12 protein-coding genes and 1 riboswitch are annotated in these 16,330 nt (G+C 60.9%); of the genes, 6 read left to right on the top strand and 6 right to left on the bottom strand.

Going from position 1 to position 16,330, the window contains the following annotated elements:
- Nucleotides 1-188 precede the first annotated feature (188 nt).
- Together ACQZ5N_RS24400 and ACQZ5N_RS24395 are read left to right on the top strand one after the other, a co-directional pair.
- Complete coding sequence (locus ACQZ5N_RS24400; RefSeq protein WP_448734376.1) at nucleotides 189-716, top strand: AAA family ATPase; 528 nt, start codon at nucleotides 189-191, stop codon at nucleotides 714-716.
- Nucleotides 717-978: 262 nt separating this feature from the next.
- On the top strand, nucleotides 979-1,629 hold the full coding sequence (locus ACQZ5N_RS24395; RefSeq protein ID WP_448734375.1) for a hypothetical protein: 651 nt from the start codon (nucleotides 979-981) through the stop codon (nucleotides 1,627-1,629).
- Nucleotides 1,630-1,878: 249 nt separating this feature from the next.
- On the opposite strand, the gene sthA is transcribed toward ACQZ5N_RS24395, so the two are convergent.
- From sthA to ACQZ5N_RS24380, 3 genes are all read right to left on the bottom strand, one after another.
- A complete protein-coding gene (sthA, locus tag ACQZ5N_RS24390) occupies nucleotides 1,879-3,282 on the bottom strand; it encodes a Si-specific NAD(P)(+) transhydrogenase (RefSeq protein WP_035261139.1) in 1,404 nt (467 codons plus the stop codon).
- Between the two features lie 755 nt (nucleotides 3,283-4,037).
- Nucleotides 4,038-4,571, bottom strand: coding sequence for a DUF1003 domain-containing protein (locus tag ACQZ5N_RS24385; protein ID WP_448734374.1), 534 nt, complete (start codon nucleotides 4,569-4,571; stop codon nucleotides 4,038-4,040).
- 117 nt (nucleotides 4,572-4,688) lie between these two features.
- On the bottom strand, nucleotides 4,689-6,629 hold the full coding sequence (locus ACQZ5N_RS24380) for an LTA synthase family protein (RefSeq protein ID WP_448734373.1): 1,941 nt from the start codon (nucleotides 6,627-6,629) through the stop codon (nucleotides 4,689-4,691).
- 222 nt (nucleotides 6,630-6,851) lie between these two features.
- Here ACQZ5N_RS24380 and ACQZ5N_RS24375 point away from each other — a divergent pair, with 222 nt between their 5' ends.
- The gene (locus ACQZ5N_RS24375; RefSeq protein WP_448734372.1) at nucleotides 6,852-8,531 is read left to right on the top strand and encodes an NAD+ synthase; all 1,680 of its coding nucleotides are present in this window, start codon (nucleotides 6,852-6,854) and stop codon (nucleotides 8,529-8,531) included.
- Nucleotides 8,532-8,786: 255 nt separating this feature from the next.
- Here the strand turns inward: ACQZ5N_RS24375 and ACQZ5N_RS24370 are convergent, their stop codons facing one another.
- Nucleotides 8,787-9,164 (bottom strand): glyoxalase superfamily protein, encoded by a 378-nt coding sequence (locus tag ACQZ5N_RS24370; protein ID WP_448734371.1) that lies wholly within the window; start codon nucleotides 9,162-9,164, stop codon nucleotides 8,787-8,789.
- A 188-nt stretch (nucleotides 9,165-9,352) separates the two neighbouring features.
- Here ACQZ5N_RS24370 and ACQZ5N_RS24365 point away from each other — a divergent pair, with 188 nt between their 5' ends.
- Nucleotides 9,353-10,183: a TolB family protein gene (locus ACQZ5N_RS24365; protein ID WP_448734370.1), complete on the top strand. Its 831-nt coding sequence runs from the start codon at nucleotides 9,353-9,355 to the stop codon at nucleotides 10,181-10,183.
- Between the two features lie 200 nt (nucleotides 10,184-10,383).
- A riboswitch (cobalamin riboswitch) is annotated at nucleotides 10,384-10,565 on the top strand.
- A 77-nt stretch (nucleotides 10,566-10,642) separates the two neighbouring features.
- Nucleotides 10,643-11,359: a 5,6-dimethylbenzimidazole synthase gene (gene bluB, locus ACQZ5N_RS24360; RefSeq protein WP_448734369.1), complete on the top strand. Its 717-nt coding sequence runs from the start codon at nucleotides 10,643-10,645 to the stop codon at nucleotides 11,357-11,359.
- Between the two features lie 194 nt (nucleotides 11,360-11,553).
- Here bluB and ACQZ5N_RS24355 read toward each other — a convergent pair whose 3' ends face one another.
- Complete coding sequence (locus tag ACQZ5N_RS24355; RefSeq protein WP_448734368.1) at nucleotides 11,554-12,657, bottom strand: DUF2865 domain-containing protein; 1,104 nt, start codon at nucleotides 12,655-12,657, stop codon at nucleotides 11,554-11,556.
- A 136-nt stretch (nucleotides 12,658-12,793) separates the two neighbouring features.
- On the bottom strand, nucleotides 12,794-15,109 hold the full coding sequence (locus tag ACQZ5N_RS24350) for an NADP-dependent malic enzyme (RefSeq protein WP_448734367.1): 2,316 nt from the start codon (nucleotides 15,107-15,109) through the stop codon (nucleotides 12,794-12,796).
- 227 nt (nucleotides 15,110-15,336) lie between these two features.
- On the opposite strand from ACQZ5N_RS24350, the gene ACQZ5N_RS24345 reads away from it, so the two are divergent.
- Nucleotides 15,337-16,176, top strand: coding sequence for a UDP-2,3-diacylglucosamine diphosphatase (locus ACQZ5N_RS24345; protein WP_448734366.1), 840 nt, complete (start codon nucleotides 15,337-15,339; stop codon nucleotides 16,174-16,176).
- The last annotated feature ends 154 nt before the right edge of the window (nucleotides 16,177-16,330 follow it).

Here is a 16,330-nt window from a genome sequence, read left to right as displayed (position 1 = left end):
AAGGGCCGTGGCGAAAGCTGCGGCCTTTTTGGTTTGGGCGTCCGGTTTCTGGGCGGTATTGCCCACCCGGTTTCGGACTTTTGACATCGTTGCGTTATTCTGGATCGCTATAATTAGAGATCGTGGCGGCAGAACCGGAAGGTGTAGACACATCGTCGCGAGGCTGATGAATGTTGGAGGGCCGTGCCATGGGCGTCAGAAACTATTTGATCGAGGGTGTTTCCGGCACCGGTAAAACTTCCGTGGCAACGGAACTCCAGCGGCGTGGCTATCATGTCATCCACGGCGACCGCGAACTTGCCTACAAGGGCGACCCTGAAACCGGCGAACCGGTCGATCTCTCCCTGTTTCAGGGCGATGGGGATATGGTCTACCGTCACCGGCGTCATATTTGGGATGTCGAAAAAGTTCAGGCGCTTGTCACAGATCGGCGTCACGCAAATACGTTCTTCTGCGGCGGCTCAAGGAACTTTCAGCGTTTTATAGAGCTCTTCGATCAGGTTTTCGTTCTCGATGTCGACGTTGCGACCCTGCGAAGACGGTTGACGGAGAGGCCCGAGGACGAGTTCGGCGGAAAACCGGCCGAACGTGAATTTGTCCTGCAACTCCATGCGACGAAAGAAGACCTTCCCGCAGATGCAACGGTCATTGATTCATCAAGGTCCTTGGACATGGTGGTCGATGATATTCTGGTCCGCTGCGTTGACTCAGCCTGAGGAAACTTGCAGCGCGCGGGCTTGCGTACCTTCGTTTCGATCACAATGCAGTGCAGCATGATTTTTTGCTGCATCTGCTCTTGTTCATCTCCCGTTCATCTGGCACCCTGCGCAGCATGATTTGCCCCGGCCGCTGCATGCGGTCGTTCGGGCATTATGTGCCGCTCTTACGCGGCCTTATCGCTGCCAAACCATTGGCCTTAAGCTTTTACCGTGCCTGCCGGGTTCTCCTGGTGCGCCCTTAATTTGCCAGGGGACAAGTATGTCACTCCGTACGGGTTCCGCCCTCTTCATCGCCCTTTATGCCCTCACGGGAGCTGCCGCCCATGCGGATGAGGCCGGGCTGATCTGGAAGCCGGTCAAGAATTCCGACCGCTCCTACACGGCGCGCATCGGCGCGAAACTGCCGGTCGATACGCCGATCCGTGCCGGGCTTGAAATGGGCATGAATGCCTCGAAGACAGGGCAGGTGGTGGATACGCCGGTGCGGGTATGGGGCAATGTCACGCTGCTGGCCGAACAGTTGCCCGGCGTTTCGCTGGCCCGTGATGTCGGCGTCATCTTCAACGCGCTGACAGGATCGAGCAGCGTTTCCGTGACCTCGCAGCAGAAGCGCATCGTCACACCGGAACTGGATATCGAGGCGAACCGCAATTTCACCGTACGTTACGACGGCACGGCGCAGCAATGGAATGGCCTCGATGTGTCGCAGTCGCTGCGTCTGTCCCGCTCGGAGACCGGCACGGCTTTCGTGCTGACGGGGGCGAGCCGCAACAGCTTCAACGAGTTCAGCAGCGGCGTGGCGGTGGAGCAGAAGATCGGCGACAATCTGACGGTGCGGGGAACGCTGGATCAGGGCTATGCGGATCATTTCCGGCCGGGGGTGAGTGCGCGGTATAGTATTCGGTGGTGAGTGCGGCGGGCTGCTTGGGCCGGGATCGTCTCTGGACAAGAGGAAAGATGCAGGTGAATGTCTCTCTTCCGTCATGCCGGACCTGATCCAGCATCCAGCCACGGCGCGTCTGCGCCGTGAGGCGAGTCTTTTCAGCCCAAGGACTTGGGCTGGCTGGACCCCGGATCAAGTCCGGGGTGACGAGGAGAGGAGGCTACGACCTTACCACAAGCGCCCGTATGGCGTTGTGCCGTCCCGCTGAATACTCTCTCAATCCTTCTTGATCTCACCCATGCGGTTCCACGCATCAAGCCCGGCAATCTTGTAGGCTTCGGCAAGGGTCGGATAGTTGAACGTATTCTCCACGAAATATTCCACCGTGCCTTTGAGATTCAGTACCGCCTGGCCGATATGCACCAGTTCGGTCGCGCCTTCGCCGACGATGTGGACGCCGAGCAGGCGGCGGGTTTTGAGCGAGAAGATCATCTTCAAGAGGCCGCTGTCGAGACCCATGATGTGGCCGCGTGAGGTTTCGCGGAAATGGGCGATGCCGCATTCATAGGGAATGCCGCGTTCGATGACTTCTTCTTCCGTCAGGCCGCAGGTGGAGATTTCCGGTACGGCATAGATGCCGTAGGGGAAGAATTGCGGCGGTTCGCCGGCCGGTGCGCCGACGGCGTGGCGGGCGGCGATGCGGCCCTGTTCCATGGAGGTGGAGGCAAGGCTCGGGAAACCGATGATGTCGCCGGCGGCATAGATGTTCGGCACCGAGGTCTGGAAGGTCTCGGGATCGACTTTCAGGCGGCCGCGGCTGTCGGCCTCCAGCCCGCAGGCCGAAAGATTGAGCGTATCGGTGGCGCCGACGCGGCCGGCGGCAAACAGCACCGTCTCGGCCTTCAGCACGCGGCCATTGCCGAGCGAGACGAGGCATTTGCCGCTTTCGTCGCGCTCCACCTTTTCCGCCTTCTGGCCGAAGATCAGTTTCATGTTGCGGTCGCGTAGCTGATAGGTGAAGTCCTCGACGATTTCCTTGTCGATGAATTCCAGCATGGTTTCGCGCGGCTCCACCACCGTCACCTGCGTATCGAGCGCGCTGAAGATGGTGGCATATTCGATGCCGATGACGCCGGCGCCGACGACGACCATGGAGCGCGGCAGTTCCTTGATCTCGAGAATCTCGTCCGAATCGAGCACGGCCTGGCCATCGAAGGGAATATGCGGCGGCCGGTAGGGGCGGGTGCCGATGGTCAGCAGGATGGAGGTACCCGTCACGGTCATGATCTCGCCGTCGCTCTTCACCACCTTCATGGTGTTGGCGTCGATGAAGCTCGCCGTGCCGCGAATGTGCTGCACGCGGTTGCGGGCGAACTGGTGTTCCAGCACTTCCACTTCGTGATCCAGCGTGATGAGCAGGCGGCGGCGCAGGTCTTCCGCATCGATCTCCTGCTTGACGCGATAGGCGCGGCCGTAAAAACCACGCTCGCGCCAGCCGGTGAGGTTGAGCGCCGTCTCGCGCAGGGTCTTCGATGGAATGGTGCCGGTGTGCACGGAAACGCCGCCGACGCGGCTGCCCTTCTCGATGACCAGAACCCTCTTTTCGAGCTTGGCGGCCTGAATGGCGGCCCGTCTTCCCGCCGGACCGCTGCCGACAACAATCAGATCGAACTGGTGCATGAAAAACCCCGGAACAGAATTATTGCGATGACCGGATGTCGCATCCGGCATGGCGTTGCCGCGAAATGGTCGTGATGCCATTTTGACGATGGGGAGTGATTCCCCTTCAGCCTTGCCCGCAAGAGTGCAATGCAACAAACGCCTGCGTCAATCTGTAGCGTAAGAATCTGACGGATTCGTAACTGGGGGTGAGGTTTCAGGAGGTTGTGCGATTCATGCAGGGGCGAAGGAGCGTGGGGCTTACCCCCCTCTGCCCTGCCGGGCATCTCCCCCTCAAGGGGGGAGATCGGCAAGAGGCCCTCTTGTCGCTTCATTCTCAAGCTTCAAGATGGACGAGACATCGCCGCAGATCGATCTCCCCCCTTGAGGGGGAGATGCCCGGCAGGGCAGAGGGGGGTAAGCCCCGCGCACTTCGGTCGACTTTTCCTGAAAACGCCCAAAACCCAACAGCTTCATCCCGCCCGGCGTTGCCGGTCGGGGATACTCAGCTTGCGTCGGGCGATTGCCCGGCTGCGCTTCGGTTGAGGTTGGTGTGGGTCGGATGCGTTGCGCAGCCGGGTCTTTCGCCATGCCGTATTTCGCAAGCGGCGGTGCACCGCCTTTTGCGAAATGGTCCTTTCCACGAACGTTGCCAGCGTTCCACCACCAGGACCGTCCCTCGGTTTCCGCCACGTCTGGCGTCCACCCGGCGGGACTGCGTTTAATCTAACAGCGCGTCGCGGGGTGGGGAAAAGCGGGGACGAATTTTTCCGGCGTCAGTCTTCCTTGCGGGTGACATGGCGGTGAAGTGCCGCAAGGTCCTGACGGAGCACGGCCAGTTCGGCCAGCACCTTCACATCGATCTTTTCATGCAGGGAAAGAACCTCAAGCTCGGCCTTCAGGTTCACCTCATAGTCCTTGGCGGCCTCGAAACGGTCGCGGGCGGCCTGGCGGTTCTGCGACATCATGATGATCGGCGCCTGAATGGCCGCCAGCATGGAAAGCAGCAGGTTGAGGAAGATGAAGGGGTAGGGATCGAAGGCGCCGGTCGTCAGGATGATGGTGTTGATGACAGCCCAGAAGATCAGGAAAAAGCAGAAACCGAGGATGAAACCCCAGGAGCCGCCGACTTTGGCGATATTGTCGGCCAGTCTGTCGCCGAAACTGGCGCCAGCGGAAAACTCCGCATTGGTGTCGCTCGAAACCAGCTTCTTCTGGTGCGACAGTTCCAGAATGCGCCGCTCCACTTCGCCGATTTCGCGAGAGGAACGCTTGAAATGCGAAACGATATAGTCGGAGATATCTGACACGGTGTGTCTCCGGTTCTGATGGGGCGATGCGGATGTTATCCCGAGATAAACCCGCATGGCGGTGGAATTCAAACGATTTCCACCGCCATGCGGTTCAGGCGTCCCCGCCGAAAAACATCAGACCGATGGCGCGCCCTCGTGCAGCCAGTTGAAACCGGGGAAGAAGCGCTCGCGGCCATATTGCTGACCGAACATCATGTCGAATTGCAGCAGGCGGTAATCGCGCACCACGTCGGGAACGGCATTGGGCGCGATCGACCAGTCGGGCAGGGCCTTGCCGTCGGTCGTCACCAGCATATGCCGGTCGATGACGGAAAAGGCCTGGTGAACCTCGCCCAGCGTGCCGGTATAGAAGGGATCGGAGAAGCCCGCCGTCTTCAGCACGTGATAGGGCAAAAGCGCCGGGCTGATGGTGCCGATATTCTTGCGTACGCCCTTCTTTGAGGACCAGACGACGAGCGGCGTTTCGTGTTCCTTCTTCATCACCTCCAGCGGCGCGCGGCGGCTGGCCACCATGCCCGGCATGTAGCCGCTTTCCACGAAGGCCTGGCCGAGCGGTGGCAGGTGATCGCCGAAGAGGACGACGATGGTTTCACGGTCGCGCTTCTTTGCCCAGCGCATCAGTTTCAGAAGGGCCTCGTCGGCCTCCACCACCCCTTGCGAATAGGTCGCGAGCGCCTGCGATGCCGAAGGAGAAAGATCGCCTTCCACGCTGACTGTATCGGCGGCATAACGGCCCGCCTCGTAGGGACCGTGTCCTTGCAGGGTGACGGCGAAGAGGAAGAGCGGGTTGCGGGCCTGCTCGGCCGTCGCCATGATCTCGTCCATCAGCGCGTCGTCGGAGGCGAAGTTGCCGCGTTTTTCCATGGCTGGCAGCGTCTCTTCGGAGCGGAATTCCTCGAAGCCGAAGTTTTTGTAGACCTGCTTGCGGTTCCAGAACCATTCCTGGAACGGGTGCATGGCGATGGCGGAATAACCTTCGCCACGGAAGAAGCTGGCGAGCGAGGGCACCGGGCGGCGGATATATTGCTGATAGGGAATGCTGCCATAGGGCAGGAAGGCGTTGGAAAAGCCGGTCAGCGCCTCGAATTCCACATTCGCCGTCATGCCGCCGAATTCCGGGGAAAAGATATTGCCGGACTGTTTGGCGCGGATCGTCGGCATGGGATCGGCGGAGAGCTTCACATTTTCCAGCCGCGTCGGATCCCACAGCGATTCGCTCATCAGCATGATGACATCGGGGTAATCGCCCTTGTTGGCGGCGAAGGCGGCGGGCTCGGAGGTCAGGTCGGCAATGGTGTTTTCGCCGTAACCCTGCGGCGCCGAGACATTGGCCATCGGAATATTGAAGGCGAAGGCCATCAGGAAGCCGTTATGGCGGTAATTTTCCTGCTGATCCCACATCATCGGAATGATGTTGAGGCGATCGCGCACCCAGGAATAATGCGAATAGTCCATAAGCGAGGCAAGGCCGGCAAGAAGCGGCAGCGCCAGCGCGAGACCGGCGGCGCGTTCGCGCCAGCTCAAGCCCGGTGAATGGCGGCGCGCCAGCAGCCACAGCGCTGCGAGAGCGGCAATCGTGGCGCAGATGCCGAGGGCGACGAGTGCTGCCGTCATCGGCTGGGCCTTCAGCATTGTCGGCAGAAGCTCGAGAATCTGGCGGCCGAACAGCAGGTCGGAGGGGTAAAGCGGATCGGAAAGATAGGTCTGTTTCTGTGCCGAAATCAGCCCCGTCAGCGCGCAGAGCGGCGCAAGCGCGATCAGCGACAGGTAACGCCTGCCAAGAAGTGCATCCAGCGCCACGAGAAGGGCAAGCACGGCGGCAATGGTGGTCATGCCGGGGCGGGCGGAGGAGGTGAGGAAAGCGCCGACATCGTTCAGCGAACCGCGGGCGATCCACTCCAGCGCCACGACCAGCACGACGGACGCGACCGTCAGATTGGCAAGCGGATAGGCGATGCCCGAAAGCTTGGAAAGGCTCCTTGTCCATGCAGGCGAAAAGACGAAACCAGCCTTTTCGGAAGCCGTTGTTTTTGGCGCCGAATCTCTCAAACCCATACTCCGGTATTGCAGGCGGCACGGCCGATCCGGGGAGGTGAATCGGGTGTCGCAAAAGTGTCATGTAACTGTCACATAAGCGCGATGAACGCGACATGAACTTTGAAGAGTCTGGCCGGCGCGGCGATAACCTTAGCGTGAACGCGCGCGGCCGAAGCGTAACGGACGCCGCCATGCAATTGCCGCGTTGCGGAGCGGGCACGGGCGCGGTATTGAAAAGCCATGAGCGACAGACACGATATCCAGAACCATCTCCGGATTGCCGTCGGGCAGTTCAATCCCACCGTTGGCGACGTGGCGGGCAATCTCGCCAGGGCGCGCGAGGCAAGGGCCGATGCGGCGACGCAGGGTGCCGATCTTCTGCTTTTGACCGAGCTGTTCATATCCGGCTATCCGCCGGAAGATCTGGTGCTGAAACCGGCTTTCCTGAAAGCATGCTTGAAGGCCGTGGAAGAGCTGGCGGCGGAAACCGCCGATGGCGGGCCGGGCATCGTCATCGGTTTTCCGCGACAGGGTGAGACGGGACGGCACAATTCCGTGGCGCTTCTGGATGGCGGCAAGATCATCGCGCTGCGCGACAAGATCGACCTGCCGAATTACGGCGAGTTCGACGAAAAGCGTGTTTTCTCGGAGGGCTCAATTTCCGGTCCCTATAATTTCCGTGGGGTCAGGATCGGCATTCCGATCTGCGAGGAAATCTGGAACGATATGGGTGTCTGCGAGACGCTCGCCGAAAGCGGGGCGGAAATCCTGCTGGTGCCGAACGGTTCGCCCTATTATCGCGGCAAGCTGGATGTGCGCCATCAGGTGGCGCTGCGGCAGGTTATCGAAAGCGGCCTGCCGCTCGTCTTCGCCAACCAGTTGGGTGGGCAGGACGAGCTGGTGTTCGACGGCGCAAGCTTCGGCTTTAATGCCGATACGACGCTCGCTTTCCAGATGAGCCAGTTCGAGGCCACACTTGCCGTCACCGACTGGAAACGCACGGCAGACGGCTGGCATTGCGACAGCGGACCTTTCTCGAAGATTCCCGAAGGCGAGGAGGCGGACTATCGAGCCTGCATGCTGGGCTTCCGCGATTACGTCAACAAGAACGGTTTCAAGAGCGTGGTTCTCGGCCTTTCCGGCGGCATCGATTCGGCCATCTGTGCCGCCCTTGCCGTCGATGCGCTGGGCGAGGAGCGGGTGCGCTGCATCATGCTGCCTTACCGTTATACATCGGAAGAATCGCTGAAGGACGCGGCCGATTGCGCCAAGGCGCTGGGCTGCCGTTACGATATCGTGCCGATTTCAGAGCCGGTGGAAGGATTCCTCTCGGCGCTTTCCGATCTCTTCGAGGGCACGGAAGAGGGCATTACCGAGGAAAACCTGCAGAGCCGCACGCGCGGCACCATTTTGATGGCCGTCTCGAACAAGTTCGGCTCCATGGTGGTGACGACGGGCAACAAGTCGGAAATGTCGGTGGGTTATGCCACGCTTTATGGCGACATGAATGGTGGTTTCAACCCCATCAAGGACCTCTACAAGATGCAGGTCTATGCCATTTCCAGCTGGCGCAACGGTAATGTGCCGCCGGGCGCGCTCGGCCCTTCCGGCGAGGTGATCCCCGCCAATATCATTTCCAAGGCGCCCTCGGCCGAATTGCGCCCCAACCAGACCGACCAGGATTCGCTGCCGCCCTATCCGGTGCTGGACGATATTCTGGAATGCCTCGTCGAGAAGGAAATGTCGGTCGAGGAAATTCTGGCGCGCGGCCATGATGTGGCGACGGTGCACCGGGTGGAGCATCTGCTTTATCTCGCCGAATACAAGCGCCGGCAATCGGCGCCGGGCGTGAAGATCACCAAGAAGAATTTTGGGCGTGACCGGCGTTATCCGATCACCAACCGGTTCCGGGATCGGTGATTAAACAGGTAGCGCGGGTAGGGAGATGTTTTGCCCGGCGTTGCCGTGCGTTTCTTCTCCCCGCCCGGGAGAAGGTGGCCCGAAGGGTCGGATGAGGGGGCAACGCTGCCGTAACTCACTGCCCTTGCCCCCTCATCCCGCTGCCGCGGACTTCTCCCGGGCGGGGAGAAGAAACAAGGGGCATGCGCTCGTTCCACAAAAAGCCTTCGTGTTTAAGCAAGCGGCGCGGAGAAAACCCCGCGCCGTTCGCTCATCTCAAATAACCTGCCCCACATCGATGCGGTTGCCATCCGGGTCTTCAAACACAAAGGCGCGCAGGCCGTAATCCTTGTCCTGCAGGCCCTTGATGATGCGCAAGCCCTGGCTCTTGCAGAGCGCATGCAGCGCATCGACATCGCTCACCATCATATGCGCCACATTGAAGGGTGCCGCCTTGTGGGTGGGCTGCAATGTCAGGTGCAGCTCGGCATTGCCCTGTTTGAGGATCATGAAGCCGACGGGGGTGCCGTTTTCGGAGGTCTTTTCAAAGCCTAGAACACCGACATAAAAATCATGGGCCTTTTCGATGTTTTTGACAGGAAGCATTGCGGCGATCCGGCCGAAGCGGATGCCGTGATCGGCGATGGTATTCATCGCGGAACCTCGGTTTTAGGAGAAACGGCAAGGGTCGCGGACGGTGCCGGAGCGCTGGCGTTTTTTCCGGTTTGAATTTGCAGGACGGTGCCTGCCGCCCTAGGATCATAATCATGGCGATGGCGGATGCAAACGGAATGTCTGCACCGGGCGCTTTGAACGAGACACGGACACGCCCGGGAGGCAGAATGCGCAGCTCCATCGAAATCTTCAACATCCGCACCCGGCAGATGCGGGTGGTGTGGCAGACGCCCGATCTTTTCGAAGCACCGAACTGGTCGCCGGATGGAAAATATCTGCTGCTGAACAGCGAAGGGCTGCTTTACCGCCTGTCCCTTGCCGGTGATGCGTCGCCGGAAAAGGTCGATACCGGCTTTGCGACGCTCTGCAACAACGATCACGGCATTTCGCCGGATGGTTCGCGCTACGCCATTTCCGACAAGGTGGAATTCGGCAAGAGCGCCATTTATCTCATGGCCTCGACGGGCGGCGCGCCACGGCTGATGACGAAAAATCTTCCCTCTTACTGGCATGGCTGGTCGCCGGATGGGAAAGGTTTTGCCTATTGCGGCATTCGCGATCAGGTCTTCGACATCTATTCGATGGATATAACAAGCGGTGCCGAGACGCGGCTGACCCATGGCGAAGGCCGCAATGACGGGCCGGATTATTCGCCTGACGGTGAGTGGATCTATTTCAATTCCAGCCGCACCGGGCGGATGCAGATCTGGCGCGTGCGGGTGGATGGCTCCGCCGTCGAGCGCATCACCGACAGCCTCTATGGCGACTGGTTTCCGCACCCGTCTCCCAAGGGAGACAAGGTGGTGTTCGTTTCCTATGACGGCGATGTCTTCGATCATCCGCGCGATCTCGATGTGCGGGTGCGGCTGATGGATATGGATGGCGGCAATGCCGAGACGCTGTTCGAACTTTTCGGCGGGCAGGGCACGATGAACTCGCCCAACTGGTCACCGGATGGGGATGAGTTCGCTTATGTCAGGTATTTCCCGGTGGAATGATGCGGTAAAAGGAGGACCCGTCATTCCGGCCTTGAGCCGGAAACCAGTCGACGCGCGTCTGCGCGGCGAAAAGACTCCTCTCAGCCCAAGGACTTGGGCTGGCTGGATTCCGGCTCAAGGCCGGAATGACGGAGGTGAGGGGTGCCATGGTCACATCGCCGCATCGCCCGCAAAGAAGCTTGCATTCGCAAACTTTTTTGCCCATAGCTTGCCTGTCAGGTGCCCGCCGTTGCGGCGGGAGAATCGGGAATCCGGTGAAAGACCGGAACGTGCCCAGCGCTGTGAGGCGGACGTTCTTTTTTAAAGCCACTGGAGCAATTCGGGAAGGCGAAAAGGGCGGATGAAGCCTAGTCAGAAGACCGGCCTGACGGGATAGACCGAACCGCGCGGACGGCGGCAGGTTGTTGTCGAGGCGGGGTGCGCATTTGCGCCCGGCCTTCGCATTGTTGGGGATAAACGATGCCAGCCGATTCGTCCGTAAGCAATCCGCCCTGCGCCAGTTCGTTCGATCATGCGCTCTCGCCCGCCCGCCCGTTTTCCTGTGAGGAACGCGAGGCGATTTATCGTGCCATCGAGACCCGTCGCGACGTGCGCGACCAGTTCCTGCCGGACCCGCTGCCGGACGATCTGGTGGAGCGTCTTTTGAAGGCGGCCCATTCCGCGCCCTCGGTCGGTTTCATGCAGCCGTGGAATTTCACCCTCGTCACCGATGGCGCGATCCGTCAGGCGGCCTTCGTGGCCTTCAGCCGCGCCAATGAGGAGGCGGCGGCGATGTTTACGGGCGAGCAGCAGGCGCTTTATCGCAGTCTCAAGCTTGAAGGCATCCGCAAGGCGCCGCTCAGCATCTGCGTCACCTGCGATCCGACGCGCGGCGGCAAGGTGGTGCTGGGCCGCACCCATAATCCGCGCACGGATGTTTATTCCACCGTCTGCGCCATCCAGAATCTCTGGCTCGCGGCGCGCGCCGAAGGCATCGGCGTCGGCTGGGTCAGCATTTTCCACGATAGCGACATTCGCACCATTCTCGATATTCCCGACCATATCGAAATCGTCGCCTGGCTTTGCCTCGGCCGTGTCGATGCGCTCTATAACGAGCCGGAACTGGCGGTGAAGGGCTGGCGGCAGCGCGTGCCGCTGGAGGAACTGGTGTTTCGTAACCGCTGGGGCGGGGTGTAGAAGCGGAGGCCTGTGAATAAGGCGGGACGTTGCCGCGTGTTTCTTCTCCCCGCCGGGGAGAAGGTGGCCCGAAGGGTCGGATGAGGGGGCAAGCTCTCCGAATATCGCTGACGCCGCCCCCTCATCCCGCTGCCGCGGACTTCTCCCCCTCGGGGAGAAGAAGCAAGGGGAGCGCGCTCGCTCCGCGATGTATGTCACTGCTGCGGCTGTATACCCTTCAATGCCGGGTTCTTCAGGTCGATCCGGCCCGTCTGGTCGGGTAAGAACTTCGGGCCTATGACGCGGACGCGGCTGTCGTTCGGGTCATAGTCGCGTTCGGGAACGGGCTGTTCCGGCGGCTTGGCGGCCTGTTGCTGTTCGGCGGGTTTCTCAGCCTTGTCAGCTTGCGGTGATGGAATGGTGGTGATGCCGGAATAGGGTTTTTCGGGCTGCGGCCGGGCGGCCTCTTCCTGCTTTTGCATTTCCTTGTGATAGGCGGCCATGTTGCAGGCGCAGCTTGGCGCTTTTGCCGTGGCGTTTCTGTAAGCGAAGGCGGTTGGCAGGTCCCTGTAGGGTTTGCCTGTTTCTGCAGACACCATATCGGCGGTTTCCTGATCCGTCATGGAGTGGAAATAAAGCTCCGTCTCGGTCCCCGGACACATCTTTTCGCACTGCTCCGCCTGGGCGCGGAAATCGAGCGGCGAAGCATTGGAGGCGATGGGGAAAAACGAGCCGTCGCAGGTGCGCACGCAGAGGGTGCGAAGCCCGCCCTCGGCGGCGGCGTTGGGGTAGGGCGAAAGCCCCGCCTGTCCCGGATCGTCGCCATTCTGCCGAAACGCGTCGGGATAACGCGTCACATCCGGAGGCGGTGGCAATTGCGTTTCCGTTTGCGGCACGGTGTTGCAGCCATTCGCATCGAGGGCGGCGAGAATGCGCTGACGCCTGATGTCGCCGTCGTCGCTACGCGCGGCCGCCATGGCGTCGTCGCGGTCACGGATGATGGCGTTGCGCTCGCTTTCCGCTTCCGCCAACGCATCGCCGATTTCGGCGCAGATACCGGCATTGGGATTGCCATAGACGATGACGCTGCCGGATGAGCAGCCATAGCCGCGCAGGTCGTTCCTGATCTTGCGGATGACGATGTTCTGGCGGGCGAGCGCATTGGCATAACGGCGCACCTCGGCCGTATTGCCGATGACGCGGGGCGGTTCGCGCAATTGCGCATAAAGCGTATCGCAGACCTGATCCGCAAAAGCGGCGGCCGGGGCGATGAAAACAAGGGGAAGCAGGAGGCCGATGATGCGGCTGCGGCGGGTCAATTGTTCGATCCGTTCGATGTCCCCGGCCGGTGGCAGGGGCGTTATACTTCACGACATCCGTGTTTCGGGAAGATAACATAAGCTGTTGCCGCAAGGCGGCAACAGCCAGTTCAAAATTGCGTTAATGCGGCCTCTATCACACCGAAGGATGCGATGCCTGCACCACGGCAAAGGCCGCCATGTTGACGACGCCGCGCGAGGTGACGCTGGGCGACAGGATATGGGCGGGCAGGGCCGTGCCGAGCAGGATCGGGCCGACATGCAGGCCCTCCGTCAGCGTGCGGGTGACGCCGAGGGTGATGTTGGCGGCATCGAGGTTCGGGAAGACCAGCAGGTTCGCTTCGCCGGTCAGCACGCTGTTCGGCATGGCGCGCTTGCGCAGCGCTTCCGAAAGGGCCGAACCGCCCTGCATTTCGCCATCCACTTCCAGTTCCGGTGCGGCTTCCTGCACGATCTTCAGGGCGCGGCGCATCTTGCGGGCGCTTTCGGAATCGCGCGAACCGAAATTGGAATGGCTGGCGAGGGCGATCTTTGGCGTGATGCCGAAGCGGCGGATTTCCTTGGCCGCGAGAATGGCCATTTCCGCCACTTCCTCGGAGGTCGGGTCATAGTTCACGAAAGTGTCGGTGAGGAACAGCGCGCCCTGCTGGGTGATGAGCAGGCTGAGGCCGGCGAAGGAACGCACGCCTTCCTGCTTGCCGATGATCTGGTTGACGTCGCGCAGGTGGCGGTCGTAACGGCCTTCGAGGCCGCAGATCAGCGCATCCGCTTCGCCGCGCTTCACCGACAGCGCGCCGATGACGGTCGTGTTGGTGCGCACGATGGTGCGTGCTGCTTCCGGGTTGATGCCGACGCGGCCGACAAGGGCGAAATAGTCATCGACATAGTCGCGGTAGCGCGGATCGTCTTCCGGGTTGACCACGGCGAAATCCGCATGCGGGCGGATGCGCAGGCCGAAGCGCTTCAGGCGCGTTTCGATGATCTGTGGACGGCCGATGAGGATCGGGATGCCGGTGCCTTCTTCCAGAAGCACCTGGGCGGCGCGCAGCACGCGCTCGTCTTCGCCTTCGGCAAAGATGATGCGCTTCTTTTCGGCGGCTTTCGCGGCATTGAAGACTGGCTTCATGATGAAGCCCGAGCGCCAGACGAAACGGTTCAGCTGATCGAGATAGGCTTCGAAATCGGTGATCGGCCGGGCGGCGACGCCGCTTGCGGCGGCAGCGCGGGCAACGGCTGGCGCAATGCGCAGGATGAGGCGCGGATCGAAGGGCGAGGGGATGAGGTAGTTCGGGCCGAAGACCGGGGTTTCGCCGCTATAGGCTTTTGCCGCGACTTCGGAGACTTCCTCGCGTGCCAACTCGGCGATGGCCTGCACGGCGGCCATCTTCATTTCCTCGTTGATCGTCGTCGCGCCGCAATCCAGCGCGCCGCGGAAGATATAGGGGAAGCAGAGCACGTTGTTGACCTGGTTCGGGAAATCCGAACGGCCCGTGCAGATCATCGCGTCCGGGCGGGCCGCACGTGCAGCCTCCGGCATGATTTCCGGATTGGGGTTGGCAAGCGCGAGGATCAGCGGGTTTTCCGCCATGCGCTCCAGCAGTTCCGGCTTCAGCACGCCGGCGGCGGAAAGACCGAGGAAGACATCCGCGCCGTCGATGGTTTCGGCCAGAACGCGCTTGTCGGTCTTCTGGGCGTAAACTTCCTTCCACTCGTCCATCAGCGTGTTGCGGCCGTCATAAACGAGGCCTTCGATGTCGTGGACCCAGATGTTTTCTTTCTTCGCGCCCATGGCGACGAGGAGGTTGAGGCAGGCAAGGGCTGCCGCGCCGGCGCCCGAGGCGACGATCTTGACGCTCGAGAGCGATTTTCCGGCGAGTTCCAGCGCATTGGTGACGGCGGCGGCGACGATGATCGCGGTGCCGTGCTGGTCATCGTGGAAGACCGGGATATTCATCTTTTCGCGCAGCTGGCGTTCCACCTCGAAACATTCCGGCGCCTTGATGTCCTCAAGGTTGATGCCGCCGAAGGTGGGCTCCAGCGCTGCGATGGTGGAGACCATGTCGTTGATGCCGGGCGCATCGATTTCGATATCGAAAACGTCGATGCCGGCGAATTTCTTGAAGAGGACGGCCTTGCCTTCCATCACGGGTTTGGAAGCGAGCGGGCCGATATTGCCGAGGCCGAGCACCGCCGTGCCGTTGGAGATGACGGCGACGAGGTTGGCGCGGGCTGTATATTCCGCCGCCGTTTCCGGATTTTCATGGATGGCGAGGCAGGGGGCGGCAACACCCGGCGAATAGGCCAGCGCCAGATCGCGCTGGTTGCCGAGCGGCTTGGTGGCCTGGATTTCCAGCTTGCCGGGACGCGGATAGCGGTGGAAAAAGAGCGCCTGTTCCTCGATGTCGGCCTTTGCCGTGTTGGCGGGCGTGTTGTTCTTATCGTGAGAGGTCATTTTCCACCGTCATGTCTGGTTCAATTCCGGACCCCTGAATACAACAAACTTCCCCGTGGTACAGCCGTTATTTGACCGCACCTTATGCAAATGCGGCCATGGCTTATTCGCGTTTTCGTGAAGGCTTTCGTCATATTCCCTATAAAAACCGGCGTCTGTCATGTTGCTGAAACACGAGTCTGGTTCTGAGAGGTAAGAAAGCCGCAGGGACGCAACCGAACAGGGGGATGAAATCCGTGGCCGGTCAAATCGAAACCAGACAGTTCAGAACGCTTTTCATTTCGGATGTTCATCTTGGCTCCAAGGCGGCCAAGACGGATTATCTGCTCGACTTCCTGAAATATCACGAGGCCGAGACGATCATTCTCGTCGGCGACATCGTCGACGGCTGGCGCCTGCGTCGCAGCTGGTACTGGCCGCAGGGCTGCAACGACGTGGTGCAGAAGCTTCTGCGCAAGGCCCGCAAGGGAACGCGCATCGTCTACATTCCCGGCAATCACGATGAATTCCTGCGGGAGTTTCCCGGCATGCATTTCGGCGGCATCGAAGTGGCCGAGCGCATGATCCATGAGGCCGCCGACGGCAAGAAGTACCTCATCATCCATGGCGACGAGTTCGACGTGGTGGTGCGCAATGCCCGCCTGCTCGCCTATCTCGGCGACTGGGCCTATGACGCGGCGATTGCGCTCAACATCGCCATCGCCGCCGTGCGCCGCCGCATCGGCCTGCCTTACTGGTCTTTTTCGGCCTGGGCCAAGCTTCAGGTCAAGCACGCGGTCAACTTCATCGGCGAATTCCAGCGCGTGGTGGCCGAAGAGGCGCGCCGCAACAATGTCGATGGCGTCATCTGTGGACACATTCACCATGCTGTCATGGAAGACATGGACGGCATCCGCTACATCAACACCGGCGACTGGGTGGAAAGCTGCACGGCGATTGCCGAAAACGCCGATGGCAGCTTCGAGCTGATTACCTGGATGCAGACGAGCGACGTTGCCGCCGAACAGGCATCGGACGAGATGGAGCCGGTGGATATTCCGGGGCTGATCGGGAAACATGCGGCCTGAGTTGGGCGCTGCTTGATGGCGGCGGCGATCCCTAAGCGTGGTCTCACTCTCTGACGTCATCCTCGGGCTTGTCCCGAGGATCCAACCAAGCCTCGTTTAAAAGATACGTCGCAGATGCTCGGGACAAGCAACCGTGGATCTACTGTGCGAATGC

It is taken from the genome of Agrobacterium sp. 22-221-1, assembly GCF_053522445.1.
Note: the sequence above shows the minus strand (reverse complement) of the source record. Positions and strands in the feature narration are given on the sequence as shown.